Annotated in this window: 19 protein-coding genes; 6 read left to right on the top strand and 13 right to left on the bottom strand. The window is 63.8% G+C overall.

Features of this window, described 5'->3' with window-relative positions:
* The first annotated feature begins 147 nt into the window (after positions 1-147).
* A complete protein-coding gene (mltF, locus tag LOY26_RS05165; RefSeq protein ID WP_186701742.1) occupies positions 148-1,605 on the top strand; it encodes a membrane-bound lytic murein transglycosylase MltF in 1,458 nt (485 codons plus the stop codon).
* 55 nt (positions 1,606-1,660) lie between these two features.
* On the opposite strand, the gene tadA is transcribed toward mltF, so the two are convergent.
* The 8 genes from tadA to LOY26_RS05125 form a co-directional block, all read right to left on the bottom strand.
* Positions 1,661-2,140, bottom strand: coding sequence for a tRNA adenosine(34) deaminase TadA (tadA, locus tag LOY26_RS05160; RefSeq protein ID WP_033701001.1), 480 nt, complete (start codon positions 2,138-2,140; stop codon positions 1,661-1,663).
* Positions 2,140-3,522, bottom strand: coding sequence for a multicopper oxidase family protein (locus LOY26_RS05155; RefSeq protein WP_033701003.1), 1,383 nt, complete (start codon positions 3,520-3,522; stop codon positions 2,140-2,142). The genes tadA and LOY26_RS05155 overlap by 1 nt, the downstream gene beginning before the upstream one ends.
* A gap of 117 nt (positions 3,523-3,639) precedes the next feature.
* Positions 3,640-4,701, bottom strand: a complete 1,062-nt coding sequence (locus LOY26_RS05150) for an FAD-binding oxidoreductase (RefSeq protein WP_258714465.1) — start codon at positions 4,699-4,701, stop codon at positions 3,640-3,642.
* An 85-nt stretch (positions 4,702-4,786) separates the two neighbouring features.
* Complete coding sequence (locus tag LOY26_RS05145; protein WP_156310618.1) at positions 4,787-5,374, bottom strand: TetR/AcrR family transcriptional regulator; 588 nt, start codon at positions 5,372-5,374, stop codon at positions 4,787-4,789.
* Positions 5,375-5,512: 138 nt separating this feature from the next.
* Complete coding sequence (gene guaA / locus LOY26_RS05140; protein ID WP_027595681.1) at positions 5,513-7,090, bottom strand: glutamine-hydrolyzing GMP synthase; 1,578 nt, start codon at positions 7,088-7,090, stop codon at positions 5,513-5,515.
* A 119-nt stretch (positions 7,091-7,209) separates the two neighbouring features.
* Positions 7,210-8,679: an IMP dehydrogenase gene (gene guaB / locus LOY26_RS05135; RefSeq protein WP_027595680.1), complete on the bottom strand. Its 1,470-nt coding sequence runs from the start codon at positions 8,677-8,679 to the stop codon at positions 7,210-7,212.
* Between the two features lie 86 nt (positions 8,680-8,765).
* Positions 8,766-9,323, bottom strand: coding sequence for a hypothetical protein (locus LOY26_RS05130; protein WP_033701006.1), 558 nt, complete (start codon positions 9,321-9,323; stop codon positions 8,766-8,768).
* 46 nt (positions 9,324-9,369) lie between these two features.
* Entirely contained in the window at positions 9,370-10,125 is a 756-nt protein-coding gene (locus tag LOY26_RS05125; protein ID WP_186654247.1) for a sulfite exporter TauE/SafE family protein, read from the bottom strand.
* A 97-nt stretch (positions 10,126-10,222) separates the two neighbouring features.
* On the opposite strand from LOY26_RS05125, the gene LOY26_RS05120 reads away from it, so the two are divergent.
* From LOY26_RS05120 to leuA, 4 genes are all read left to right on the top strand, one after another.
* The gene (locus LOY26_RS05120; protein WP_186654245.1) at positions 10,223-11,104 is read left to right on the top strand and encodes a LysR family transcriptional regulator; all 882 of its coding nucleotides are present in this window, start codon (positions 10,223-10,225) and stop codon (positions 11,102-11,104) included.
* Positions 11,105-11,229: 125 nt separating this feature from the next.
* Positions 11,230-12,609 carry an exodeoxyribonuclease VII large subunit gene (xseA, locus tag LOY26_RS05115; RefSeq protein WP_033701011.1) on the top strand — a complete coding sequence of 460 codons (1,380 nt, stop codon included), beginning with the start codon at positions 11,230-11,232 and terminating at the stop codon, positions 12,607-12,609.
* Between the two features lie 3 nt (positions 12,610-12,612).
* Positions 12,613-13,440, top strand: coding sequence for a M23 family metallopeptidase (locus LOY26_RS05110; protein WP_033701012.1), 828 nt, complete (start codon positions 12,613-12,615; stop codon positions 13,438-13,440).
* Positions 13,441-13,806: 366 nt separating this feature from the next.
* Complete coding sequence (gene leuA / locus LOY26_RS05105; protein WP_033701014.1) at positions 13,807-15,480, top strand: 2-isopropylmalate synthase; 1,674 nt, start codon at positions 13,807-13,809, stop codon at positions 15,478-15,480.
* A 164-nt stretch (positions 15,481-15,644) separates the two neighbouring features.
* On the opposite strand, the gene LOY26_RS05100 is transcribed toward leuA, so the two are convergent.
* The 3 genes from LOY26_RS05100 to zwf are packed head-to-tail and all read right to left on the bottom strand — an operon-like array spanning position 15,645 to position 18,506.
* Positions 15,645-16,319: a bifunctional 4-hydroxy-2-oxoglutarate aldolase/2-dehydro-3-deoxy-phosphogluconate aldolase gene (locus tag LOY26_RS05100; RefSeq protein ID WP_033701015.1), complete on the bottom strand. Its 675-nt coding sequence runs from the start codon at positions 16,317-16,319 to the stop codon at positions 15,645-15,647.
* 17 nt (positions 16,320-16,336) lie between these two features.
* Positions 16,337-17,050: a 6-phosphogluconolactonase gene (pgl, locus tag LOY26_RS05095; protein WP_186657169.1), complete on the bottom strand. Its 714-nt coding sequence runs from the start codon at positions 17,048-17,050 to the stop codon at positions 16,337-16,339.
* On the bottom strand, positions 17,037-18,506 hold the full coding sequence (zwf, locus tag LOY26_RS05090; protein WP_033701019.1) for a glucose-6-phosphate dehydrogenase: 1,470 nt from the start codon (positions 18,504-18,506) through the stop codon (positions 17,037-17,039). Before zwf ends, pgl begins: the two co-directional genes overlap by 14 nt.
* Positions 18,507-18,717: 211 nt before the next feature.
* Here zwf and hexR point away from each other — a divergent pair, with 211 nt between their 5' ends.
* Complete coding sequence (gene hexR / locus LOY26_RS05085) at positions 18,718-19,581, top strand: DNA-binding transcriptional regulator HexR (RefSeq protein ID WP_172960401.1); 864 nt, start codon at positions 18,718-18,720, stop codon at positions 19,579-19,581.
* On the opposite strand, the gene LOY26_RS05080 is transcribed toward hexR, so the two are convergent.
* Together LOY26_RS05080 and LOY26_RS05075 are read right to left on the bottom strand one after the other, a co-directional pair.
* A complete protein-coding gene (locus LOY26_RS05080; RefSeq protein ID WP_047581462.1) occupies positions 19,574-20,428 on the bottom strand; it encodes a D-hexose-6-phosphate mutarotase in 855 nt (284 codons plus the stop codon). The genes hexR and LOY26_RS05080 overlap by 8 nt on opposite strands.
* A 117-nt stretch (positions 20,429-20,545) precedes the next feature.
* Positions 20,546-21,838 (bottom strand): carbohydrate porin, encoded by a 1,293-nt coding sequence (locus LOY26_RS05075; RefSeq protein ID WP_238338609.1) that lies wholly within the window; start codon positions 21,836-21,838, stop codon positions 20,546-20,548.
* Positions 21,839-21,891 lie beyond the last annotated feature (53 nt).

Here is a 21,891-nt window from a genome sequence, read left to right as displayed (position 1 = left end):
ACTTCGGGGTCAAAAAAAATCACGTGTTTGCTGAGGGTTTGGCGCCACAATCCTCAGCCAAGCCCGCCGAAGCACACAACGCGCTACCAGACAAGCTAACCGTTGTCGAGATATGGCGGCCCTCGTCCTTTGCGTATACTGCAAGCTATGTTCGCCCATACTGCTCTGCGCCAGCGTTGCGCCAAATGGCTTCTCGCAACCGGACTCTTTCTGATGCTCGGTGCCTGTGTTGAAAAACCCAGCACCCTAGAGCGCGTGAAGGAGGATGGCGTGCTGCGCGTCATCACCCGCAACAGCCCGGCCACCTATTTCCAGGACCGCAACGGCGAAACCGGCTTCGAATACGAGCTGGTCAAGCATTTCGCCGACGATCTCGGCGTAAAGTTGCAGATCGAGACCGCCGACAACCTTGATCAAGTGTTCGACGAACTGGGCAAGCCCTCCGGCCCGGTGCTGGCCGCCGCCGGCCTGGTCAGCAGCGAGCGGCGCAAGACCCAGGCAAAATTCTCTCATCCCTACCTGGAAGTCACTCCACAGGTCATCTATCGCAACGGCCGCTCCCGCCCCACAGAGGCCAAGGGCCTGGTCGGCAAGAAGATCATGGTGCTCAAAGGCAGCAGCCATGCCGACCAGCTGGCCGAGCTGAAAAAACAGTACCCAGGCCTGGAATACGAAGAATCCGACGCCGTCGAGGTGGTCGACCTGCTGCGCATGGTCGATGAAGGCCAGATCGACCTGACCCTGGTCGACTCCAACGAACTGGCGATGAACCAGGTGTATTTCCCCAACGTACGGGTCGCCTTCGACCTGGGCGATACCCGCGATCAGCGCTGGGCCGTGGCGGCCGGTGAAGACAACAGCCTGCTCAACGAGGTCAACGAGTTCCTCGACAAGGCCCAGAAGAACGGCACCCTGCAGCGCCTCAAAGACCGCTACTACGGCCATGTGGATGTACTCGGCTATGTCGGCGCCTACACCTTCGCCCAGCACCTGCAGCAGCGCCTGCCCAAGTACGAGAAGCACTTCAAGAGCTACGCCAAGGTCGAGCAGGTCGACTGGCGCCTGCTGGCGGCCATCGGCTACCAGGAATCCATGTGGCAGCCGGAAGTCACGTCCAAGACCGGCGTGCGCGGCCTGATGATGCTCACCCAGCGCACGGCGCAGGCCATGGGCGTATCCAACCGCCTGGACCCGAGGCAGAGCATCCAGGGCGGCGCCAAGTACTTCATGCTGATCAAGCAGCAGCTCGACGACAGCATTCAGGAACCCGACCGCACCTGGTTCGCGCTGGCCGCCTATAACGTCGGCAGCGGCCACCTGGAAGACGCCCGCACCCTGGCCAAGCGTGAGAAGCTCAACCCGAACAAGTGGCTGGATGTGAAGAAGATGCTGCCGCGTCTGGCGCAGAAGCAGTGGTACAGCAAGACCAAGTACGGTTATGCCCGTGGCGGCGAGCCGGTGCACTTCGTGGCCAACATCCGCCGCTACTACGACATCCTCACCTGGGTGACCCAGCCGCAGCTCGAGGGCCAGATGGCCGAAGGCAACTTGCATGTGCCCGGGGTCAACAAGGATAAGCCGGCAGAGCAGTCGCCGCCGATGTGACCGTTGCCGGCCTGGCCACTGTCGATCGCCTGCCCCGCGAAGAGGCCCGCACTGACTAGCGCAAGGCCCGCCGAGCCTTGAAAAACTCGCTCAAGATCGCCCCGCACTCCTCGGCCAGCACCCCACCCTCTACCATCACCCGATGATTGAGGAAGCCCTGGCCAAAGAACTGCCCCTGGCTCTGCACGATCCCCGCCTTGGGCTCCAGCGCCCCGTACACCACCCGCGCTACCCGCGAATGCACGATCAACCCCGCGCACATGCTGCAGGGCTCCAAGGTCACATACAGCGTGCTGCCCGGCAGCCGATAATTGCTCGCTGACTTGGCGGCTGCCCGAATGGCGACCATTTCGGCATGGGCGCTGGGGTCACTGTCGACGATCGGCCGGTTGAAGCCCTGCCCGATCACCTGGCCATGCTGCACCAGCACCGCCCCCACCGGCACCTCACCCATCGCCGCCCCTTCGGCGGCCAGTGTCAGGGCCAGGCGCATGAATTCCTGATCGCGGCTGCGATCGATGATTTGCGGGCGCATCAGACCACCGTGATCGCGGCCATCAGGCCGGTTTCCATGTGGTCGATGACGTGGCAGTGGAACATCCAGGTGCCTGGGTTATCCGCCACCAGCGCGACCTGGGCGCGCTCGTTCTTGCCCAGCAGGTAGGTATCGGTGAACCACGGTTCGACGATCTCACGGCGGTTGGAAGCGATCACCTTGAAGCTCATGCCGTGCAGGTGGATCGGGTGCTGGTACTGGGTCATGTTCTTCAGCTCGAAGATGTAGCTCTTGCCCTTCTGCAGCGTCGCGATGGGCCGGTCGGCGCAGGTCTTGTCGGTGATGTCCCAGGCCTGGCCGTTGATCTGCCACAGGCTCGGCGGCCTGCCGTTCTCGGTGTTGACCGAGACCTTGCCGACCCATTCAAAATTGAAGTTGAGCTTTTCGGCATTCTCCAGGTCCGGCTCGGCCACCGGGTTCGGCGGCAAGGCTGGCGGCCAGTCGCTGGGGGCGTCGTTGCTGGCCACCGAACGCAAGGTGCCCAGGCGCACGAAACCGTCGCGCAGGGAGATTTCCTCACCCGCCTCAGGAATGCGAATCGCCAGGCAGATACGCATGCCTGGCCCCAGCCAGTAATCGTCGTCCAGTGGCCGCGGGGTGACCGGGTTGCCGTCGAGCGCGTAGATCCTGGCCTCGCAGTTGCCCTTGAGGTTCAGGCGGTAGGTCCAGGTGTTGTCCAGGTTGAGCAGGCGCAAGCGCACCACTTGGCCGGCGGGCAACTCGGTCACCGAATCGGGCTGGCCGTTGATGGTGATCAGCCGCCCGGCAGTGCCGTTGCGCGCGGCCTCGCGGGGGATGCTGAACGGCAGCCAGGCGCCTTGCTCGTCCACGTGCCAGTTTTTCAGGCTCAGGGTGCGCTCGTGCAGAAACCCGGTAGGCTCGCGCTCCTCGACGATCAGCGGCCCGACCAGCCCGCGGCCAAGCTCTTCGGAGCTGCTGACGTGCGGGTGGTACCAGTAGCTGCCGGCATCCGGCACGCGGAACTTGTAGTCGAAGTACTCGCCAGGCTTGACCGGCAGTTGCGACACATAGGGCACGCCGTCCATTTCCAGCGGCAGGCGGATGCCGTGCCAGTGGATGGTGGTTTCGACCGGCAGGTGGTTGATGAAACGCACCCGCAGCCAGGTCCCCTGGCGCACCCGCAATTCGGTGCCCGGCGCCGACGGGCCAAAGGCCCAGGCCTCGGTCTTGAAGCCCGGCACCAGCTCCACTTCCAGGGGCGCGGCGATCAGTTCGTAGTCGTGCCCGGCATTCTCGTCCTCGACCTTGCCCAGCCAGTACCGCGCCGCGCCTCCGGCGCCCAGGCCTACCACAACCAGGCCGGTGAGGCCCTTGAGCATTTGTCGACGGGTGAAGGACATTGGTGCGGGTACCTCGTTTATTGCGCAAGCCAGCTGCCAGCAGGGCTGGCAATGAAGGGCGAATACGATACACCTGCATTTGCGAAATATTAAGTGAAGTCTTGTCGCAGCGGGTGTTCAGCAGGCATATGCATCGCCATGGACCTGCCCCTTGAGAATGTCTTCACAAGCCTCGTAGCCCAGTGCTGGCGCCAGTATCACGCCCGGGTGAGCGACCATGACGTACAGCCCTTCGCACCCGTCAAGGAACGTGCGCAGTGGCAGGCCGCTGTCGGTCTTGGGCCGGTACACCGCCCGTATCGATTGCAGCGACAGTTCGCACTCCGGCGGAAACAGGCTGGCAACCGCCTGCAGGCTTTCGCGACCCAGTTCGGCCATACCCTCTTCACCAGGGAAATCGTCTGCCGACAGCAAACCGCCGCCCAGCCCTGGCCGCACTTCCAGCCCCTGCCCATACAGCAGATGGCGCAGCGGCACCTGCGCGGCACCGAAGCGCAGCAACACCGCGGGGGCTTCATGGATAGGCAGTTCCTGCCCCAGTTGACGGGCCAGGCGCTGAGCCCCCATGGCATTGGCCAGCACGACGACATCCGCATGCACGATGCCCAGACCGGTACGTACACCGGTAATGCGCGCACCCTGCACTTCCAGCGCCAGTACCTCGCGCGCCTCAAGTACCCGAGCGCCTTCAGCCTGCGCTGCCGCCAACAAGCGCTGGGCCAGCACATCAGGTTCGACCGCGAAATCGTCCGGAGCCCAGATAGCCATGGCGGGTGGCTGCACCAGGCCAGGCTCGAGCTCGCGGATGCGCTCACGCCCCACTGCGGCCATCGAAACCCCGGCCGCCTGCTGCTCGGCGAGCATGGCAAGGGTCTGCTCCTCGCTGTCGAGCCATATCAAGCCACCTTGCGCCGCCACCGGCAGTGGGCCGAGTGCCTGCGTCAGACGGGGGAACTGTGCCAGCGCACGCTGTTCCAGGGCAAAGCATGCCGGGTCTGCAGACGGCAGGCGGCTACCCGTGCCCACCCAACCATAGGAGTGCCCGGTGACACCCCGCGCAACGCCCCGCTCGCGCTCGAGCACAGTGACCGCAGCACCACGCCGCGCCAGGTGCCAGGCGACGGACGCGCCGAGGATACCGCCGCCCACCACCACTACATGAGGAATGTTGCCTGCCATTGCGATTGTCCTTGCGCAAAGCCGAAGAAGCGCAGTGTGCGCAATTACAGCCTGAGCGTCTGTGAACAATCGTACCCAGAGCCGCTCAGGGCCTGGCCAGCAACCCGCGCAGCAACAGCTCAAGTGCGACAAGGCTTTGCGTCAGGCGTGCGTCGCCCTCCTCGCCTTGGGCAATCCAGCACGCGGCTTCGGCCAGGCCGCCATAAATCAGTGAGGCCAGCGCCCGCGGCTCGGCCGGAGCCAGCACGCCTTGCTCGATCAGGTTCTGAACCAGCCGTTGCATCGTTGCCAGGCAGTGCAGATGCGATTCCTGCGAGGCGCCCCCCAGCACTGCCCGGGCATCACGCAGCACAATGCGCTGGATATCGGGTTCCAGTGCCATTTCGAGGTAGGCACGGCAACGCTGTCGCAAGCCCTCCCAGGCATCGCCGGCATTCTCGGAGATGCTGTTCAGTCGCGCGTCGACCTCACCATCGATCTGCTCCACCACTGCCGCCAACAGGCCCTTCTTGTCGCCGAAGTGGTGATAGAGCGCCCCCCGCGTCAGGCCCGCCCTGGCGGTCAGCTCATCCATCGAGGTACCCGCATAGCCATGCTCGCTGAACACCTGGCGCGCAGTGGACAACAACGTGGCGCGGGTTTCTTCCATTTCGGCGCGCGTGCGACGGACCATCACTCTCTCCTTTACATACAAACTGCATGTATTTTCGCCAACGCGCCAGGCGCTGACAACCTGCCCGTCAATAACGAAAAAGCCCGCAGCAATGCGGGCTTTTTGGCTAACGGGTTCCGGCCACAGCCGGACGCCCGATCACTCCCACTCGATGGTGGCAGGCGGCTTGCTCGAGACGTCGTAAGTGACGCGCGAAATGCCTTCGATTTCGTTGATGATACGGCCGCTGACGGTTTCCAGCAGCTCGTACGGCAGGTGTGCCCAACGCGCGGTCATGAAGTCCACGGTTTCGACGGCACGCAGGGCCACGACCCAGGCGTAGCGACGGCCGTCACCCACGACACCCACCGACTTGACCGGCTGGAACACCACGAAGGCCTGGCTGGTCTTGTGGTACCAGTCGGCCTTGCGCAGTTCTTCGATGAAGATGTGGTCGGCGCGACGCAGGATGTCGGCGTATTCCTTCTTCACTTCACCCAGGATGCGCACGCCCAGGCCCGGGCCAGGGAACGGGTGGCGGTAGACCATGTCGTACGGCAGGCCCAGCTCCAGGCCGATCTTGCGCACTTCGTCCTTGAACAGTTCGCGCAACGGCTCGACCAGCTTGAGGTTCATTTCCTCAGGCAGGCCACCGACGTTGTGGTGCGACTTGATCACGTGGGCCTTGCCGCTTTTGGCGCCAGCCGACTCGATCACGTCCGGGTAGATGGTGCCCTGGGCCAGGAACTGGATGTTGTCCAGTTTGCTGGCTTCGGCATCGAAGATGTCGATGAAGGTGCGGCCGATGATCTTGCGCTTCTTCTCCGGGTCCGCTTCGCCTTCCAGGTTGCCCAGGAACTGCGCCTCGGCGTCGGCACGGATCACCTTGACGCCCATGTTCTCCTTGAACATGGCCATCACCTGGTCGCCTTCGTGCAGGCGCAGCAGGCCGTTGTCGACGAATACGCAGGTCAACTGGTCGCCGATGGCGCGGTGCAGCAGCGCGGCAACCACGGACGAGTCGACGCCGCCAGACAGGCCCAGCAGGACGTTGGCCGAACCGACTTGCTCACGCACCTGGGCGATGGCGTCTTCGACGATGTTGGACGGGGTCCACAGGGCTTCGCAACCACAGATGTCCTGGACGAAGCGCGAGAGGATGCGACCACCTTGCTTGGTGTGGGTCACTTCCGGGTGGAACTGCACGCCGTAGTAGCCGCGCGCGTCGTCGAACATGCCGGCGATCGGGCAGCTCGGGGTGCTGGCCAGCACGTGGAAGTCGCCTGGCATCTGGGTGACCTTGTCACCGTGGCTCATCCAGACGTCCAGGCCCAGTACGCCGTCAGCGTCCACGTGGTCTTCGATGCCGTCGAGCAGACGGCTCTTGCCGACCACGTCAACGCGGGCGTAACCGAATTCGCGCAGGTCCGACCCGGTAACCTTGCCGCCCAGTTGCTCGGCCATGGTCTGCATGCCGTAGCAGATGCCCAGCAGCGGTACGTTCAGGTCGAACACGGCCTGCGGCGCGCGCGGGCTGTTGGCTTCGTGTACCGATTCGGGGCCGCCGGCGAGGATGATGCCGCGCGGGTTGAATTCGCGGATCGCTTCATCGTCCATGTCGAACGGATGCAGTTCGCAGTACACGCCGATTTCGCGCACACGGCGGGCGATCAGCTGGGTGTACTGGGAACCGAAATCGAGGATCAGGATGCGGTGAGCGTGAATGTCGAGGGCCATGACTCAATCTCTGGTGCAACTGCAAGCGTCTAGCTGCGAGCTGCAAGTTGATCGGGGAAAACGCGGTAGCTGCTGCAACGCAACTACCGCTTGAAGCTTGCTACTTACCGCTGGAGGCCTCAGCCGACCCGGTAGTTAGGGGCTTCTTTGGTGATCTGCACGTCATGCACGTGGGACTCGGCCATGCCGGCACCGGTGATGCGCACGAACTCCGGCTTGGTACGCATCTCTTCGATGGTCGCGCTGCCGGTATAGCCCATGGACGAACGCAGGCCGCCCATCAGCTGGTGGATGATCGCAGCCAGGGCGCCCTTGTACGGCACTCGGCCTTCGATACCTTCCGGTACCAGCTTCTCGGCACCGGCCGAGGAGTCCTGGAAGTAACGGTCGGAAGAGCCCTGCGCCTGTGCCATGGCACCCAGCGAGCCCATGCCGCGGTAAGCCTTGTAGGAACGGCCCTGGAACAGTTCGACTTCACCCGGGGCCTCTTCGGTACCGGCGAACATCGACCCCATCATCACGCAGGAAGCACCGGCAACGATGGCCTTGGACAGGTCACCGGAGAAGCGGATGCCACCGTCGGCGATCAGCGGCACGCCAGTGCCTTCCAGTGCGGCAGCGACGTTGGCGATGGCGCTGATCTGCGGTACGCCGACACCGGCGACGATGCGGGTGGTGCAGATCGAACCTGGGCCGATGCCGACCTTGACGGCGTCAGCGCCAGCTTCAGCCAGGGCCTTGGCCGCGGCACCGGTGGCGATGTTGCCGCCGATCACCTGAACCTGCGGGTAGGTTTCCTTGACCCAACGCACGCGGTCGATCACGCCTTTGGAGTGACCGTGGGCGGTGTCGACCACCACCACGTCAACGCCGGCGGCAACCAGGGCGGCTACGCGCTCGCCGGTGTCCTTGCCGGTACCGACCGCGGCGCCGACGCGCAGGCGACCTTGGTCGTCCTTGCTGGCCAGCGGGTAGGCCTTGGCTTTTTCGATGTCCTTGACGGTCATCATGCCCTTGAGGCTGAACTTGTCGTCGACGATCAGGACTTTTTCAAGGCGGTGCTTGTGCAGCAGCTCGCGGACTTCGTTCTTGTTGGCGCCTTCGCGCACGGTGACCAGACGCTCTTTCGGCGTCATCACATCGCGGACCTTGGCATCCAGACGGGTTTCGAAGCGCACGTCACGGGAAGTGACGATGCCGACCAGGTCGCCGTTTTCCAGCACCGGAACACCCGAAATGTTGTTCAGGCGGGTCAGGTCGAACAGGTCGCGCACGGTGGCGTCTGCTTCGATGGTGATCGGGTCCTTGACCACGCCAGCCTCGAACTTCTTGACCTTGCGGACTTCGCCGGCCTGCTGTTCGATGGTCATGTTCTTGTGGATGATGCCGATGCCGCCTTCCTGAGCCATGGCAATGGCCAGACGCGCTTCGGTCACGGTATCCATGGCAGCGGAAACCAGCGGAATGTTCAGCTCGATGCCACGAGTCAAACGGGTCTTGAGACTGACTTCATTGGGCAGTACCTCGGAATAGCCAGGTACAAGGAGGATATCGTCGAAGGTCAGGGCTTCTTGGCTGATACGCAGCATCGCGGGGGCTCCCGGGCGGGAAAAATGGAAGCGCGCCATTATACTCATGCACGGCGCGCCGCTCAATGCAAAATAAGGGCCTTCGGTCAGCCTTGTGGCAGTTTTACCTGCACCACGGCCACTGGCTGGTCCAGCCAGTCAGCGAAGCTGTCGAGAAAGGCCTGGGTGAACCCGGCCTCGCCCCAGTTGTTGAAGATGAACCCCAGGTTGGAAAAGGCACATGGCTGCAGGTAAAGAAAGCCGTTGATGTCGTCTTCGAAGCCGCACAGCGGGCAGGTGAAGTTGTCACTGACCCCTGGCATCCACTCTTCAAGGCTCTCGAACAGCGGCTCGCCGACCTCGCGCCGGCACTCCGGGCAGCCGGCTTCTTCGAGAAAACCGTTGGTCGGGGTATAGATGCAGCGCTTGAGCATGATCTCCAGGCCGTTGGCTTGTTCGCCGAACGGCAGTTTGTCCGGGTGCAGGGCCACCTTGCGCGCACCGTCGGCCAGGGCATGGCCCATGCGGTTGCCGGTGCGACCGCAGGTGGTGAGTTGTTCCTCGATGACTTTCTCGCGCACCAGCCAGCGCACGATCGCCCGGGCGCGGGCCTCGTGAGCCGGGACGGTGGAAAGCTTGGGGACGATGATGCTCTGGGTGTTCATTAAAGAGGCAAGCCTGCGAACTGCGGTAATGCAGCAATTCTACCGCTCACAGGCTCAGGTAGCGACCGATCATGGCCAGGCCGCTGGCCAGCACCAGCCAGGTGACCAGGCGCACAAAAGCCTCGCGGGACAGCTTCAGGGTCAGCCGGCGCCCGGCCCACAGGCCGACGAACATCACCGGCAACAGGCAGGCAGCGAGCAACAGCAGGCTGCTGTCGGCGTAGACTCCGGCGATCAGAAACAGCGACAGGCGCACCACGGTGCTGCAACTGATCAACGCGCTCTGGGTAGCGCGCACCTGCTCTTTGGCCTCCAGGCGCGCGCTCAGATAGAGGGCATAGAGAAACCCGCCACTGCCGAACAACGCACCGAACAAGCCCCCCACCGTGCCCATGGGCACCGCCCAGAAGCCTGAAAGGTTCGCCGGGCGCACCCTCACCGCCAAGCCATAGACCGCATAGGCGCTGACGAACAACCCCATCAGCAACAGCAACACGTCAGCCTTGAGCCGCAGCAGAAACACCACGCCCAGGGTGCAGCCTATCGCCATGAAGGGCAGTAGACGCAGCAGTTCGCCACGCACCACATCACGGCGCGACGGCAGCAGGTTGCCAAAGGCCGCCACGAAGTCCAGCAGCACCAACAGCGGGATGATGCGCGACAGCGGCATGAAGTGGATCAGCACCGGGCCGGCCACCAGCGCGGTGCCGAAACCGGCAATGCCGAAGACGATGTAGGCCAGGCCGACACCGAGCAGGATGGGCAGCCAATCGAGGCCGGAGAATGGCAATTGGGTGAGCATGGCGTGTGTTCTTGGAAGGTCATGCAAAGGTTAGCCAGCCATGCGCCATGCCGACTAATATGCCTTTTCGCCATTACCTATCTCGAAAAGGCATGACATGACGTCGATCCGCCAGTTGCGTTACTTCGTGGAGATCGCTGAAAGCGGTAGCTTCAGCGTTGCCGCCGAGCGGCTGTATATCGCCCAATCGGCGCTGAGCCGGCAGATCAAGGAGCTGGAGCAGCACCTGGGAACGCCGTTGTTCGAACGTACCGCCCGGCGGCCACGGCTGACGCTTGCCGGGGACGCCTTTTTGCAGCGTGCCCGCCGCTTGCTGGCCGACCTGACGCACGCTGAGCGCATCACCCGTGACGTGGGGGATGGCTTGCAAGGCAGCTTGCGCCTGAACCATTCCAGTACCGTGCCGCTGACCGGGCCGCTGCTGGCTCGCCTGGGCTGTTACTTGCAGGGCCACCCAGGGATCTCGCTGGAAATCGCGCAGCAGTCGTCGGAGGCGCAGCTGGAGGATATTGCCGCTGGGCGGCTGGATATCGGCCTGCTGCGGCTGCCGGTGCTGCGCCAGCATGAGGGGGTGGTGCTGCATGAGCTGTTCAGCGAGCCGTTGTTGCTGGCCGTTGCGGCGGGGCACCCTTTGGCTGAAGAGGCAGTCGTGCGACTGGAGCAGTTGCGTGGGGAGCGGTTCATCTCTATCCCGCACCGTGATCGTGGCGGGTTGAGCTACCTGTCGGCGTCGTTGTGCATGGAGGCTGGGTTCTTTCCGCAGGCAGCCCAGGTGATTTCACGCAAGACCACGCAATTACAGCTGATTCAGGCGGGATTCGGGGTGGCGCTATTGCCTGAATGCATGCGTGATATTGCGCCGGCATCGGTCAGGTTCGTGGGGTTGGGGGAACCTTGTGAGAGCACCGTGGCATTGGCCTGCAGGCGCGATGCGGGGGTGATGGTGCGGCAGTTTCTGGCGGCGATGTTGGGGGGGTGATGGGGCCCGTAGTGCATGACGGTGGTTATTCTGCGCCCTGCACTGGCAGCCCCACGTCCGCCAATCCTCTCACCTCCCAGCCCCAACACAGACAACCGCCCCCGATGTCCTTTATGATGCCCGCCATGATCAGAGACCCCTTCGAACGACTCGGCCTGGACCGCGAGGTCCTCACCGTCAGCCAGCTCAACGGCCGCGCCCGGGTGCTGCTGGAAGACGTGTTCCGCAGCGTCTGGGTGGAAGGCGAGATTTCCAACCTCGCCCGCCCGGCCTCCGGCCACATGTACTTCACCCTCAAGGACAGCGGCGCCCAGGTGCGCTGCGCGCTGTTCCGCCAGAACGCCACGCGGGTCCGCCAGGCCCTGCGTGACGGCCTGGCGGTGCGGGTGCGCGGCAAAGTCTCGCTGTTCGAAGGGCGTGGCGATTACCAACTGATCCTCGACACCGTCGAAGCGGCCGGTGACGGTGCGCTGCGCCTGGCGTTCGAAGCACTGAAAGAGAAACTCGGCGCCGAGGGCCTGTTCAGCGCCGAACGCAAGAAACCGCTGCCGGCGCATCCGCAACGCATCGGCATCATCACCTCGCCCACGGGCGCGGTGATCCGCGACATCATCAGCGTATTCGGCCGCCGCGCCCCGCAAGTCGAACTGAACCTGATACCCACCGCTGTGCAGGGCCGCGAATCCATCGCCCAGATCGTGCGCGCCGTGCAACTGGCCGACAGCCTTGGTTTCGATGCGCTGATCCTGGCACGCGGCGGCGGCTCGCTGGAAGACCTGTGGAGCTTCAACGAAGAAGCCGTGGCCCGCGCCGTGGCCGCCTGTGTCACGCCTATCGTCAGTGCCGTCGGCCATGAGACCGACGTGTCGATCTGCGATTTCGTCGCCGACGTCCGCGCGCCCACCCCGTCCGCCGCCGCCGAACTGCTGGCCCCCGACAACAGTGGCTTGCAGCACCGCCTCGACAGCCTGCAACGGCGCCTGCTGCTGCGCATGCAGAACCGCCTGAGCCACGACCGCCTGCGCGTGGAGTCGCTGGCCCGGCGCCTGCGCCACCCAGGCGAGCGTCTGCGCCAGCAGGCTCAGCGCCTGGACGATCTGGACATGCGCCTGCGTCGCGCTTTCCTCGGCAACCTCAACCAGCGCCGCGAGCGCCTGGGGCGCCTTGATACCCGCCTGGCCGCGCAGCACCCGGGGCGCACCCTGAAGCTGCTGAACCAGCGCCTGGACAGCCTTGCCGAACGCCTGCCCCGGGCCATGCGCGAGGTGCTCAAGGACCGTCGCCAGCGCTTCCAGGCCCAACTGCAGACGCTGCAAGTGGTCAGCCCGCTGGCCACCCTCGCCCGCGGCTACAGCATCCTGCTCGATGAGCGCGGCCAGGCCATCCGCAGCGCCGAGCAGACCCACAACGGCCAGCGCCTGACCGCTCGCCTGAATGAAGGCGAACTGCAGGTGCGGGTCGAAGACAACCACCTGACGCCCGTTACCCTCTCACTACTGGACTGAACCATGCCCCGCCTGTTCGCGCCCCTGCTCGCCCTTTCCCTGCTGTTGCTGGCCTGCGGCGCTCAGGCCAGCTACATCACCCGTACCTTGAACAAGCCGGTGCCCGGCGGCGTGGCCGTGGTCGACCTGGGGCCTGCCAGCACGGCGCCGAATGCACGCTTTGACGGCAAGCCGGTGCTGGTGGTCAAGGAACAGGACAACTGGCTGGCGATCGTCGGTATTCCGCTGACCCAGAAGCCCGGCACCGCCGTGCTGAGCCAGGGCGGCCGCAGCCTGCCCTTCACGGTCGGGAGCAAGAAGTACCCCGAGCAGCGCATCACCCTGAAGAACACGCGGCAGGTCAACCCGAACCCGGCGGACCTCAAGCGCATCGAGGGCGAACTGGCCGAACAGATCAAGGCCTACCGCAGCTTCAGCCCGGCCCTGCCGAGCAACCTGATTCTCGACAAGCCGGTCAACGGCCCACTGTCGAGCAAGTTCGGCGTGCGCCGCTTCTTCAATGGCGAAGAGCGCAACCCGCATGCCGGCCTGGACTTCGCCGTGCCCGCCGGTACGCCCATCAAGACCCCGGCCAATGGCAAAGTGATCTTGGTGGGTGATTATTTCTTCAACGGCCGTACCGTATTCGTCGACCATGGCCAGGGCTTCATCAGCATGTTCTGCCACATGTCGAAAATCGATGTGGCCGTGGGGCAGGCGCTGCGCCGCGGTGAGGTGGTTGGCCGGGTTGGCTCGACCGGGCGGGCTACCGGGCCGCACATGCACTGGAATGTCAGCCTGAATGATGCGCGGGTGGACCCGGCCATCTTCATTGGTGCATTCCAGCCCTGAAAGGGCGGGCTTCTTCGCGGGGTTACCCGCGAGAAGCCGGCACTGACACCCCACTTCCCGTGTCTTGCGCCATCAAAACCTACAGCGCAAAAACCCGAAAGCCTCGCAGCAATAAGCGCTACAAAATCTCGCCATCCAGCTTTTTTTAAGCATTCCTCTCAATTTTTCGCGAACACTTGCCATCCCTCACCCCGCTGGCTTAGGGTTGAAGCATGAAAACCTCCAGCACCCTCATTCTGCTCCGACAACATCGCAGCCTCTGCCTGGTCAGCGCACGACTACCAGGTTGAATCGCGTCGCCTCGCCTCTTCATCTCGTTATTGCTCGGCAGGCCCGATCTCGGCCGCATACAAAAGGATTGCTTCCATGACCATGCTCAAAGACCCTTCGAAGAAATACCGCGCCTTCCCGACCATCGACCTGCCTGATCGCACCTGGCCATCGAAAACCATCACCGCAGCGCCGATCTGGTGCAGCTCCGACCTGCGTGATGGCAACCAGTCGCTGATCGAGCCGATGGATGCGGAGAAGAAGCTGCGTTTCTGGAAGACCTTGGTGCAGGTTGGCGTGAAGGAGATCGAAGCCTCGTTCCCGTCCGCTTCGCAGACCGACTTCGACTTCGTGCGCACCCTGATCGAAGATGGCCACATCCCGGACGACACCACCATCCAGGTGCTGACCCAGGCCCGTGAAGACCTGATCGCCCGTACCTTCGAATCGCTGCGTGGGGCCAAGAAGGCCATCGTCCACCTGTACAACGCGACCAGCCCGTCGTTCCGCCGCATCGTCTTCAACCAAGACAAGCAAGGCGTGAAGGACATCGCCGTGAACGCGGCCAAACTGTTCGTCAAGTACGCTGCCCAGCAGCCGGACACCCAGTGGACTTTCCAGTACTCGCCCGAGACCTTCAGCGCCACCGAGCTGGAGTTCGCCAAGGAAGTCTGCGACGCGGTCATTGAAGTGTGGAACCCAACGCCTGAGCACAAGCTCATCCTCAACCTGCCAGCCACCGTGGAAGTCGCCACGCCGAACATCTACGCCGACCAGATCGAGTGGTTCTGCCGCAACATCAGCCGCCGCGACAGCGTGATCATCAGCCTGCACTGCCACAACGACCGTGGCACCGGCATCGCCGCCACCGAGCTGGGCCTGATGGCCGGCGCCGACCGCGCCGAAGGCTGCCTGTTCGGCAACGGCGAGCGTACCGGCAACGTCGACCTGGTGACCTTGGCACTGAACCTCTATACCCAAGGCATCGACCCACAACTGGACTTCTCCGACATCGACGGCGTGCGCAAGGTCGTCGAAGAGTGCAACCAGTTGCCGGTGCACCCGCGTCATCCGTATGTCGGCGACCTGGTTCACACTGCGTTCTCCGGCTCGCACCAGGACGCCATCCGCAAAGGCTTCGCCAAGCAACAGGAAGGCGAACTGTGGGAAGTGCCGTACCTGCCGATCGACCCGGCCGACATCGGCCGCAGCTACGAGGCGGTGATCCGCGTCAACAGCCAGTCGGGCAAAGGCGGCATCACCTACCTGCTGGAACAGGAATACGGCATCAGCCTGCCACGCCGCATGCAGATCGAGTTCAGCCAGGTGGTCCAGGGTGAAACCGACCGCCTGGGCCTGGAAATGACTGCCAAGCAGATCTACAGCCTGCTGCAGAAAGAGTACCTCCAGGCCAACGCCCCGTATGCACTGGTCAGCCACCGCCTGCAGGAAGAAAACGGCCACAGCGCCGTGGAAGTGGAAGTCGCTGGTGAAGGCGAAACCACCCTGCACTGGCGCGGCAAGGGCAATGGCGCCCTGGAAGCCCTGGTCGCCGGCCTGCCGATTGCTGTGGAGATCATGGACTACAACGAGCACGCCATCGGTGCCGGTACCAACGCCAAGGCGGCGGCCTACATCGAGCTGCGCGTGGCCGGTGGCCGCCCGGTGCATGGTGTGGGCATCGACGAGAACATCACCACCGCCAGCTTCAAGGCGCTGTTCAGTGCGCTGAACCGCTCGCTGAGCCAGCAAGAGGCCAAGGCGGCGTAAGCTGCGGTTCGATGGCCAAGAGCCCGCATCCTTGATGCGGGCTTTTTTATTGCCCGAACTGGCCCTTTCGCGGGGCAAGCACCGGCAACACCAAACCTGCAGGCAAAAAAAAGGGGCGCCGACCAAGCGCCCCATAAGCCGTAAAGCACACAACAAATTCAGTTTCAGTCCAGCAGCGCAATCGCCTCGGCACTGCACGCTTCGATCCGCGCCCAGTCGCCATTCTTGATCCAGCTGCTGTCGAGCATCCAGGTACCCCCCACACACATCACATTGGGCAACGCCATGTAGTTGCGCACATTGGCCGGGTTCACCCCGCCAGTCGGGCAGAAGCGGATGTCGCCGAACGGGCCGCCAAACGCCTTGATCGCTGCTACGCCACCGCTGATTTCCGCCGGGAACAACTTGAACCGACGGTAACCCAGGGCGTAGCCCATCATGATTTCGGACGGCGTACTGATACCCGGCAGCAGCGGGATGTCGCTGTCGACACCCGCCTGGAGAATGTCCTGGGTGATGCCTGGGGTGACCACGAACTGCGCACCAGCCGCTTCGACCGCCGCGAACATGCTGCGGTCAAGTACCGTACCCGCACCAATGCACAGCTCTGGCCGCTGTTCGCGCAGCACCTGGATGGCCTTCAGGCCGTGCTGGGAGCGCAGGGTCACCTCAAGGGTACGAATGCCACCTGCGGCCAGCGCGTCGGCCAGCGGCAGGATGTCTTGCTCACGGGCGATGGTGATCACCGGCAGGATGCGCGCCTTGTCGCAGATCGCGTCGATCCGGGCGGCTTTGTCGGCCATCGAGAGCAGAGTCTGTGGGCGTTCAAGGGTGGTCATGACTGTGGATCCTTGGCTCATGGGCACCAGTAGATGTCCAGGGGGTCGTGGAGAAAAGCGCGTATCGGCATTTCGGTAAGGTCATTGCCCGCCAGCGCGGCGCGCAGGGTAGCGAGTTTGTTCGGGCCTTGCACGGCCAGCGCGATGAAGCCAGCGCTGGCCAGCAACGTGCGGGTCATCGACAGGCGCTGGTGCGGCACACTGGGTGCCAGCATCGGCAGGCAGCGGCGCGGGCTGCTGGCGGCCAGGCCGTCGTCCAGGTTGGGGCTGTTGGGGAACAGCGAGGCGGTATGGCCATCGTCGCCCATGCCCAGCACCAGCACGTCGATGGCCGGCAGGTCTGCCAGTGCCTGATCGGCGTTGGCCGCCGCGAGCTCCAGGTTCTCGGCCTGCTGGTACAGGCCAATGAAGCGGGCCTTGGCCGCCGCGCCCTTGAGCAGGTGACGGGCCAGCAGGCCGGCGTTGCTGTCGGCATGTTCCACCGGCACCCAGCGCTCATCCGCCAGGCTCACGGTCACTTTCGACCAGTCCAGCGCCTCAGCGGCCAAGCGCTCGAGAAACGGCACCGGGCTGCGCCCGCCGGACAACACCACGCAAGCCTGGCCTTTGGCGGCAATCGCCGCCCGCAACCGCTCGGCCACATCGCGGGCCAGCGTTGCCGCCAGGGTCTTGCCATCAGCCAGTTCATGCGCCTTCACCGCCGCCGGCAATTGCAGTTCAGATATCGCCATACCACGCCCTCCCGTCTCGTGTGATCAGTGCGATCGAGCTCATCGGCCCCCAGGACCCCGCCGCGTACGGCTTGGGCGCATCACCTGCGCTTTGCCAGCCAGCGATCAACTGGTCGCACCATTTCCAGGCATATTCGATTTCATCCTTGCGCACGAACAGGTTCTGGTTGCCGCGCATCACCTCGAGCAACAGGCGTTCGTAGGCATCCGGAATCCGCGCGCTGCGCCAGGCGTCGGAAAAATTCAGCTGCAGCGGGCCACTGCGCAGTTGCATGCCCTTGTCCAGGCCTTGCTCCTTGGTCATCACCCGTAAAGAAATGCCTTCGTCAGGTTGCAGACGGATGATCAGCTTGTTACCGACCTGCAAACGTTGTTCCGGGGCGAAGATGTAGTGCGGCGTTTCCTTGAAGTGGATGACGATCTGCGACAGCTTCTGCGGCATGCGCTTGCCGGTACGCAGGTAGAACGGCACGCCCGACCAGCGCCAGTTGCGGATATCGGCACGCAGGGCAACGAAGGTCTCGGTGTCACTCTGGGCGTTGGCGTTGTCTTCTTCCAGGTAGCCGGGCACCGGCTTGCCGTCGCTGTAGCCGGCGATGTACTGGCCGCGCACCACACGGGTGCTCAAGCCATCGCCAGTGATCGGCGCCAGGGCCTTGAGTACCTTGACCTTCTCGTCACGAATACTGTCGGCCGAAAGCTCGCTCGGCGGGTCCATGGCAATCAGGCACAGCAGCTGCAGCAAGTGGTTCTGGATCATGTCGCGCAGTTGGCCGGCCTTGTCGAAATAGCCCCAGCGGCCTTCGATGCCGACTTTTTCGGCCACGGTGATCTCCACATGGGAGATGGAATTCTGGTTCCACTGGGTTTCGAACAGGCTGTTGGCAAAGCGCAGCGCAATCAGGTTCTGCACCGTCTCCTTGCCCAGGTAGTGGTCGATGCGATAGACCCGGCTCTCGGGGAAGAACCGCGCCACGGCATCGTTGACCCGGCGCGACGACTCCAGGTCATGTCCGATCGGCTTTTCCAGCACCACGCGGGTGCGCGCTGCCAGGCCGGCCCTGTCGAGATTTTCGCAGATGGCGCCATAGACTGCAGCCGCCGTGGCGAAGTAGGCAATCAAGGGCAACTCGCCTGGCAACTGCTCGGCCAGCGCCTGGTAGCCCTCAGGCTGGAGGAAGTCCAGATGCTGGTAGCTCAGCCGGCCCAGGAAGCGCCCCAGCGCGGCTGGCTCGATGTCGGCATCGGCGACGTGCCGACGCAGGTGCGCTTCGATGGTGTGCAGGTGCTCCTGCGCGCTGCCGCTCTCGCGTGCCAGCGCCAGCAGGCGGGTGTCCGGGTGCAGCAGGTTGGCACGGTCGAGCTGATAGAGCGCTGGAAACAGCTTGCGCAATGCCAGGTCGCCCAGGGCGCCAAACAGGGCAAAGGTGCAAGGTTCGACACTGATCGCAGCCATGATGTTGGTTCTTTCCTAAAGTTGGTCTAGGAATACCGCTTTCACATACGGTTTTCAAGGGGTAATGTAGTAAAACTAACAACATTACCGACGAATACTACAGACAAGTGGTGCAGCACACGCACCGACAGTACGATAGACGACCGTGCAAAAGGCCCGCTGCTCCGTCAGCCGGCTGTCTTCCCGACCCAAGGACACACCCATGGACCGCGTGCGAAACCTCCTGGAACAGATCCAGGGACGCCTCGACGAGCTGAACAAGGCCGAACGCAAAGTCGCCGAAGTCATCCTGCTCAATCCGCAACAAGCCACCCGTTTCAGCATTGCTGCACTGGCCCAGGCGGCCAAGGTCAGCGAACCGACCGTCAACCGCTTCTGCCGGTCGTTCGGCGTCAGCGGCTACCCCGAGCTCAAGCTGCAGCTAGCGCAGAGCCTGGCCAGTGGCGCTGCCTATGTGAGCCGCGCCGTCGAGGCCGACGACGACCCTGCCGCCTACACCCAGAAAATTTTCGGCAGCGCCATCGCCTCGCTCGACAGCGCCTGCCAGCAACTCGACCCGCAGCAGGTCAGCCGCGCCGTGGACATGATGATCCAGGCCCGGCAGATCCACTTCTTCGGCCTTGGCGCCTCGGCGCCGGTGGCCCTGGATGCCCAGCACAAGTTCTTCCGCTTCAACCTGGCGGTGTCGGCCCACGCCGACGTGCTGATGCAACGCATGCTGGCCTCGGTGGCCCACACCGGCGACCTGTTCGTGATCATCTCCTACACCGGGCGCACCCGCGAACTGGTCGAGGTGGCGCGCGTGGCCCGTGAAAACGGCGCCTCGGTACTGGGCCTGACCGCTGCCGGCTCGCCGCTGGCCCAGGCCTGCAGCCTGAGCCTGCACATTCCACTGCCGGAAGACACCGACATCTACATGCCGATGACCTCGCGAATCATCCAGCTGACCGTGCTCGACGTGCTGGCCACCGGCATGACCCTGCGCCGCGGCGTGGACTTCCAGCCGCACCTGCGCAAGATCAAGGAAAGCCTCAACGCCAGCCGTTACCCGATCGAGGACGACGAACTCAACTGAGCCGATGCGCTTGCAAACGCAAGTGCGCACGTTGCCCCGGGGCCAGGCTCAGGCCCTCGCCACTGCCACTGGCGGCTTCGACACAGACGAAGCCCTGGCATTCGCGACCCGTCACGCCCATCAGCGGGCGGTTGCCCGGGTGCCAGACCACGGTGTCATCGCTGTCACCGGTGTCGATGCACAGTTCGCGCTGCCAGGCCGGGTCCTGTAGTTGCACCCGCGGGGTGCCTGGGTAGACCTTCTGGCAGCCACCCTTGAGCTTCAGCGCACCTTCCTCGCGGCAGGCCTGCCGGCTCAGGCGGTCGTAGCCTTCGATATCCTCAAGCCCAGACAGCGCTATCTCGGACACGTCACTGATACGCCAGTAAGCCAGCAGCGCATGGCTCAACTGGCACGGCTCGCTGTCCTGGTGCTCGGTACTCAGGCGCAGCTCCATGCGGCTGCCAAGCCGTGCATGCAGGTCGACCTGCCAGTCGCAGAGGTCCAGGCGCCACTTCAATGTCACGCCCTCCTCGTCCTCGCGGCTGTCCACCAGCTTCCAGTCCAGCAGCCGCGCCCAGCCATGGGCCGGCCACAGGTCCTCGCTGGGGTGGCGGCCGTACCACGGCCAGCACACCGGCACACCTCCCCGAATCGCCCCCACCTGCGGCCACTGCTCGGCGCACCACAACCAGGGCTTTTCGCCAGCGGGTTGAAAGTGCAGCAGCTGCGCGCCCTGCCGGCTGAACACAGCCTGGCAGAGAGGGTGGTCGATGATCAGGACATCGCGCTGCTGGTAACGCTCCCACTCGAATGTCGGCCTGGGCCGCTGTGCGGAAAAGAAGCGATGTAGCGGATGTTCGGGCATGGTTCCAAGCTCTTGTTGTTTGAGATAGCGCTGTCTCGGCCTATCCCCGACAACCACTGCAAGCCAGTGGGTGCCGGGAGCCGAAATTGGATTGGCGTAAATTTACAACAAATGTGCTCAGAATGACGACTGAATCTTCAAACCAGCGACCAGCGCGTTGTCGACCTCATCCACCCCGCCCGGGCTCTTGATGTATTGCAGGTTGGGGCGCACGGTCAGCCAGTTGGTGACGTGGAAGCCGTAATACAGCTCGGCGTTGTACTCGGTGCGCTGTAGCGGCACGAAGCCCGGGTTGTCGTAATCATTGATGCCGCTCTGGGCATTGAGCTGCTCGGCACGCTTCTTCACATCGTCGTTGACGTGAATGCGGGCGATCCCAAACCCGATATCGTCCTTGGGCCGGGCATCGAAGGCGCCTTTGTACACCAGCCCGACCTGCTGGTAGTTGTCGACCACGTTGGTGGCCTTGTCGTGCACGGTGAAGTTGGCAAACAGGCTGAGACCACGGCTGGCATCACCGCCCTGGGCGGTGACCTGCTGCTGCGCAACCACCCACCAGCCATGTTTGCTGGAGTGCGACTTGAAGCCCGCGCCGCTGATGCCTTGCGGGTTGCCATTGACGTCTTCGTAGATGTCTTCGGCATCCGCCGTGCTGTAGTAGTAGCCGAGGCGGTACTCGCCCGGCAGGCCGTTGACCTGGGGTGACCAGACCGCCTCCACCGGCAGGATCGCGCCCTTGGTGCCGCTGCCGCTGAGCTTGAAGCCGTTGCCGGTTTCCAGGTTCGAGGGGTTCTGCTCGAACGCGCCGACCTGCACGAAGAACTCAGGCGTGATGTTGTACTTGACCCGCAGCGCCCATTGGCTGACCGGCCAGTTGTACCAGATGCCGCCCACCCAGTTGCCCACCTGCGAGCCGCAGAAGGCCAGGTTCTGGAAGTCGCAGGGGAAGCTGTTGAAGTCTTCGCCCTCGCCGAAGCGGCCGAATTTCACATCCAGGGCACCGTCAAAGTACTTCTGCTTGATCCACATCTGGGTCAGCCGCCAGGTCTGGCCGCGGCCCCACACTTCCTGTACCGAACTGAACTGGCCGGCACGCGGGTCGCTGATGCGGTCGTTGGACAGGTTGCGGCCGCTGCGCTCGGTGATCGCCAGCTTGAACTCGGTGTCATGCCAGCCAAAGATCTTTTCCAGGTCCAGGTGCGCACCCAGGGCAAACTGGTCGCTGTAGCGTGCGGTCTTGTCGTCGTTGTAGCCGCCGTTGAGGTTGCCCGCCACCTCGCCCACGTAGTCGAGGGTGAAGTCATAGCCTTTTTCCAGCAGCTCGGTGCGAGTACCGCCCCAGTCGCCGGTCATCCATTTCGACTCGCTGGAGAAGGCCTCGGCGGCCTGCGCCCCGCTGCTGCCAACCATGGCAAGCAAGGCCAGTGAGCCCAAGGTCCTGATGCGATTGCGCTGTTCCATCC

Origin of the sequence: Pseudomonas sp. B21-047, assembly GCF_024748775.1 — a bacterium.
Classification (GTDB): domain Bacteria; phylum Pseudomonadota; class Gammaproteobacteria; order Pseudomonadales; family Pseudomonadaceae; genus Aquipseudomonas; species Aquipseudomonas capeferrum.
The sequence above is the reverse complement of the archived record's forward strand: the minus strand, read 5'-3'. Positions and strand labels throughout refer to the sequence as shown.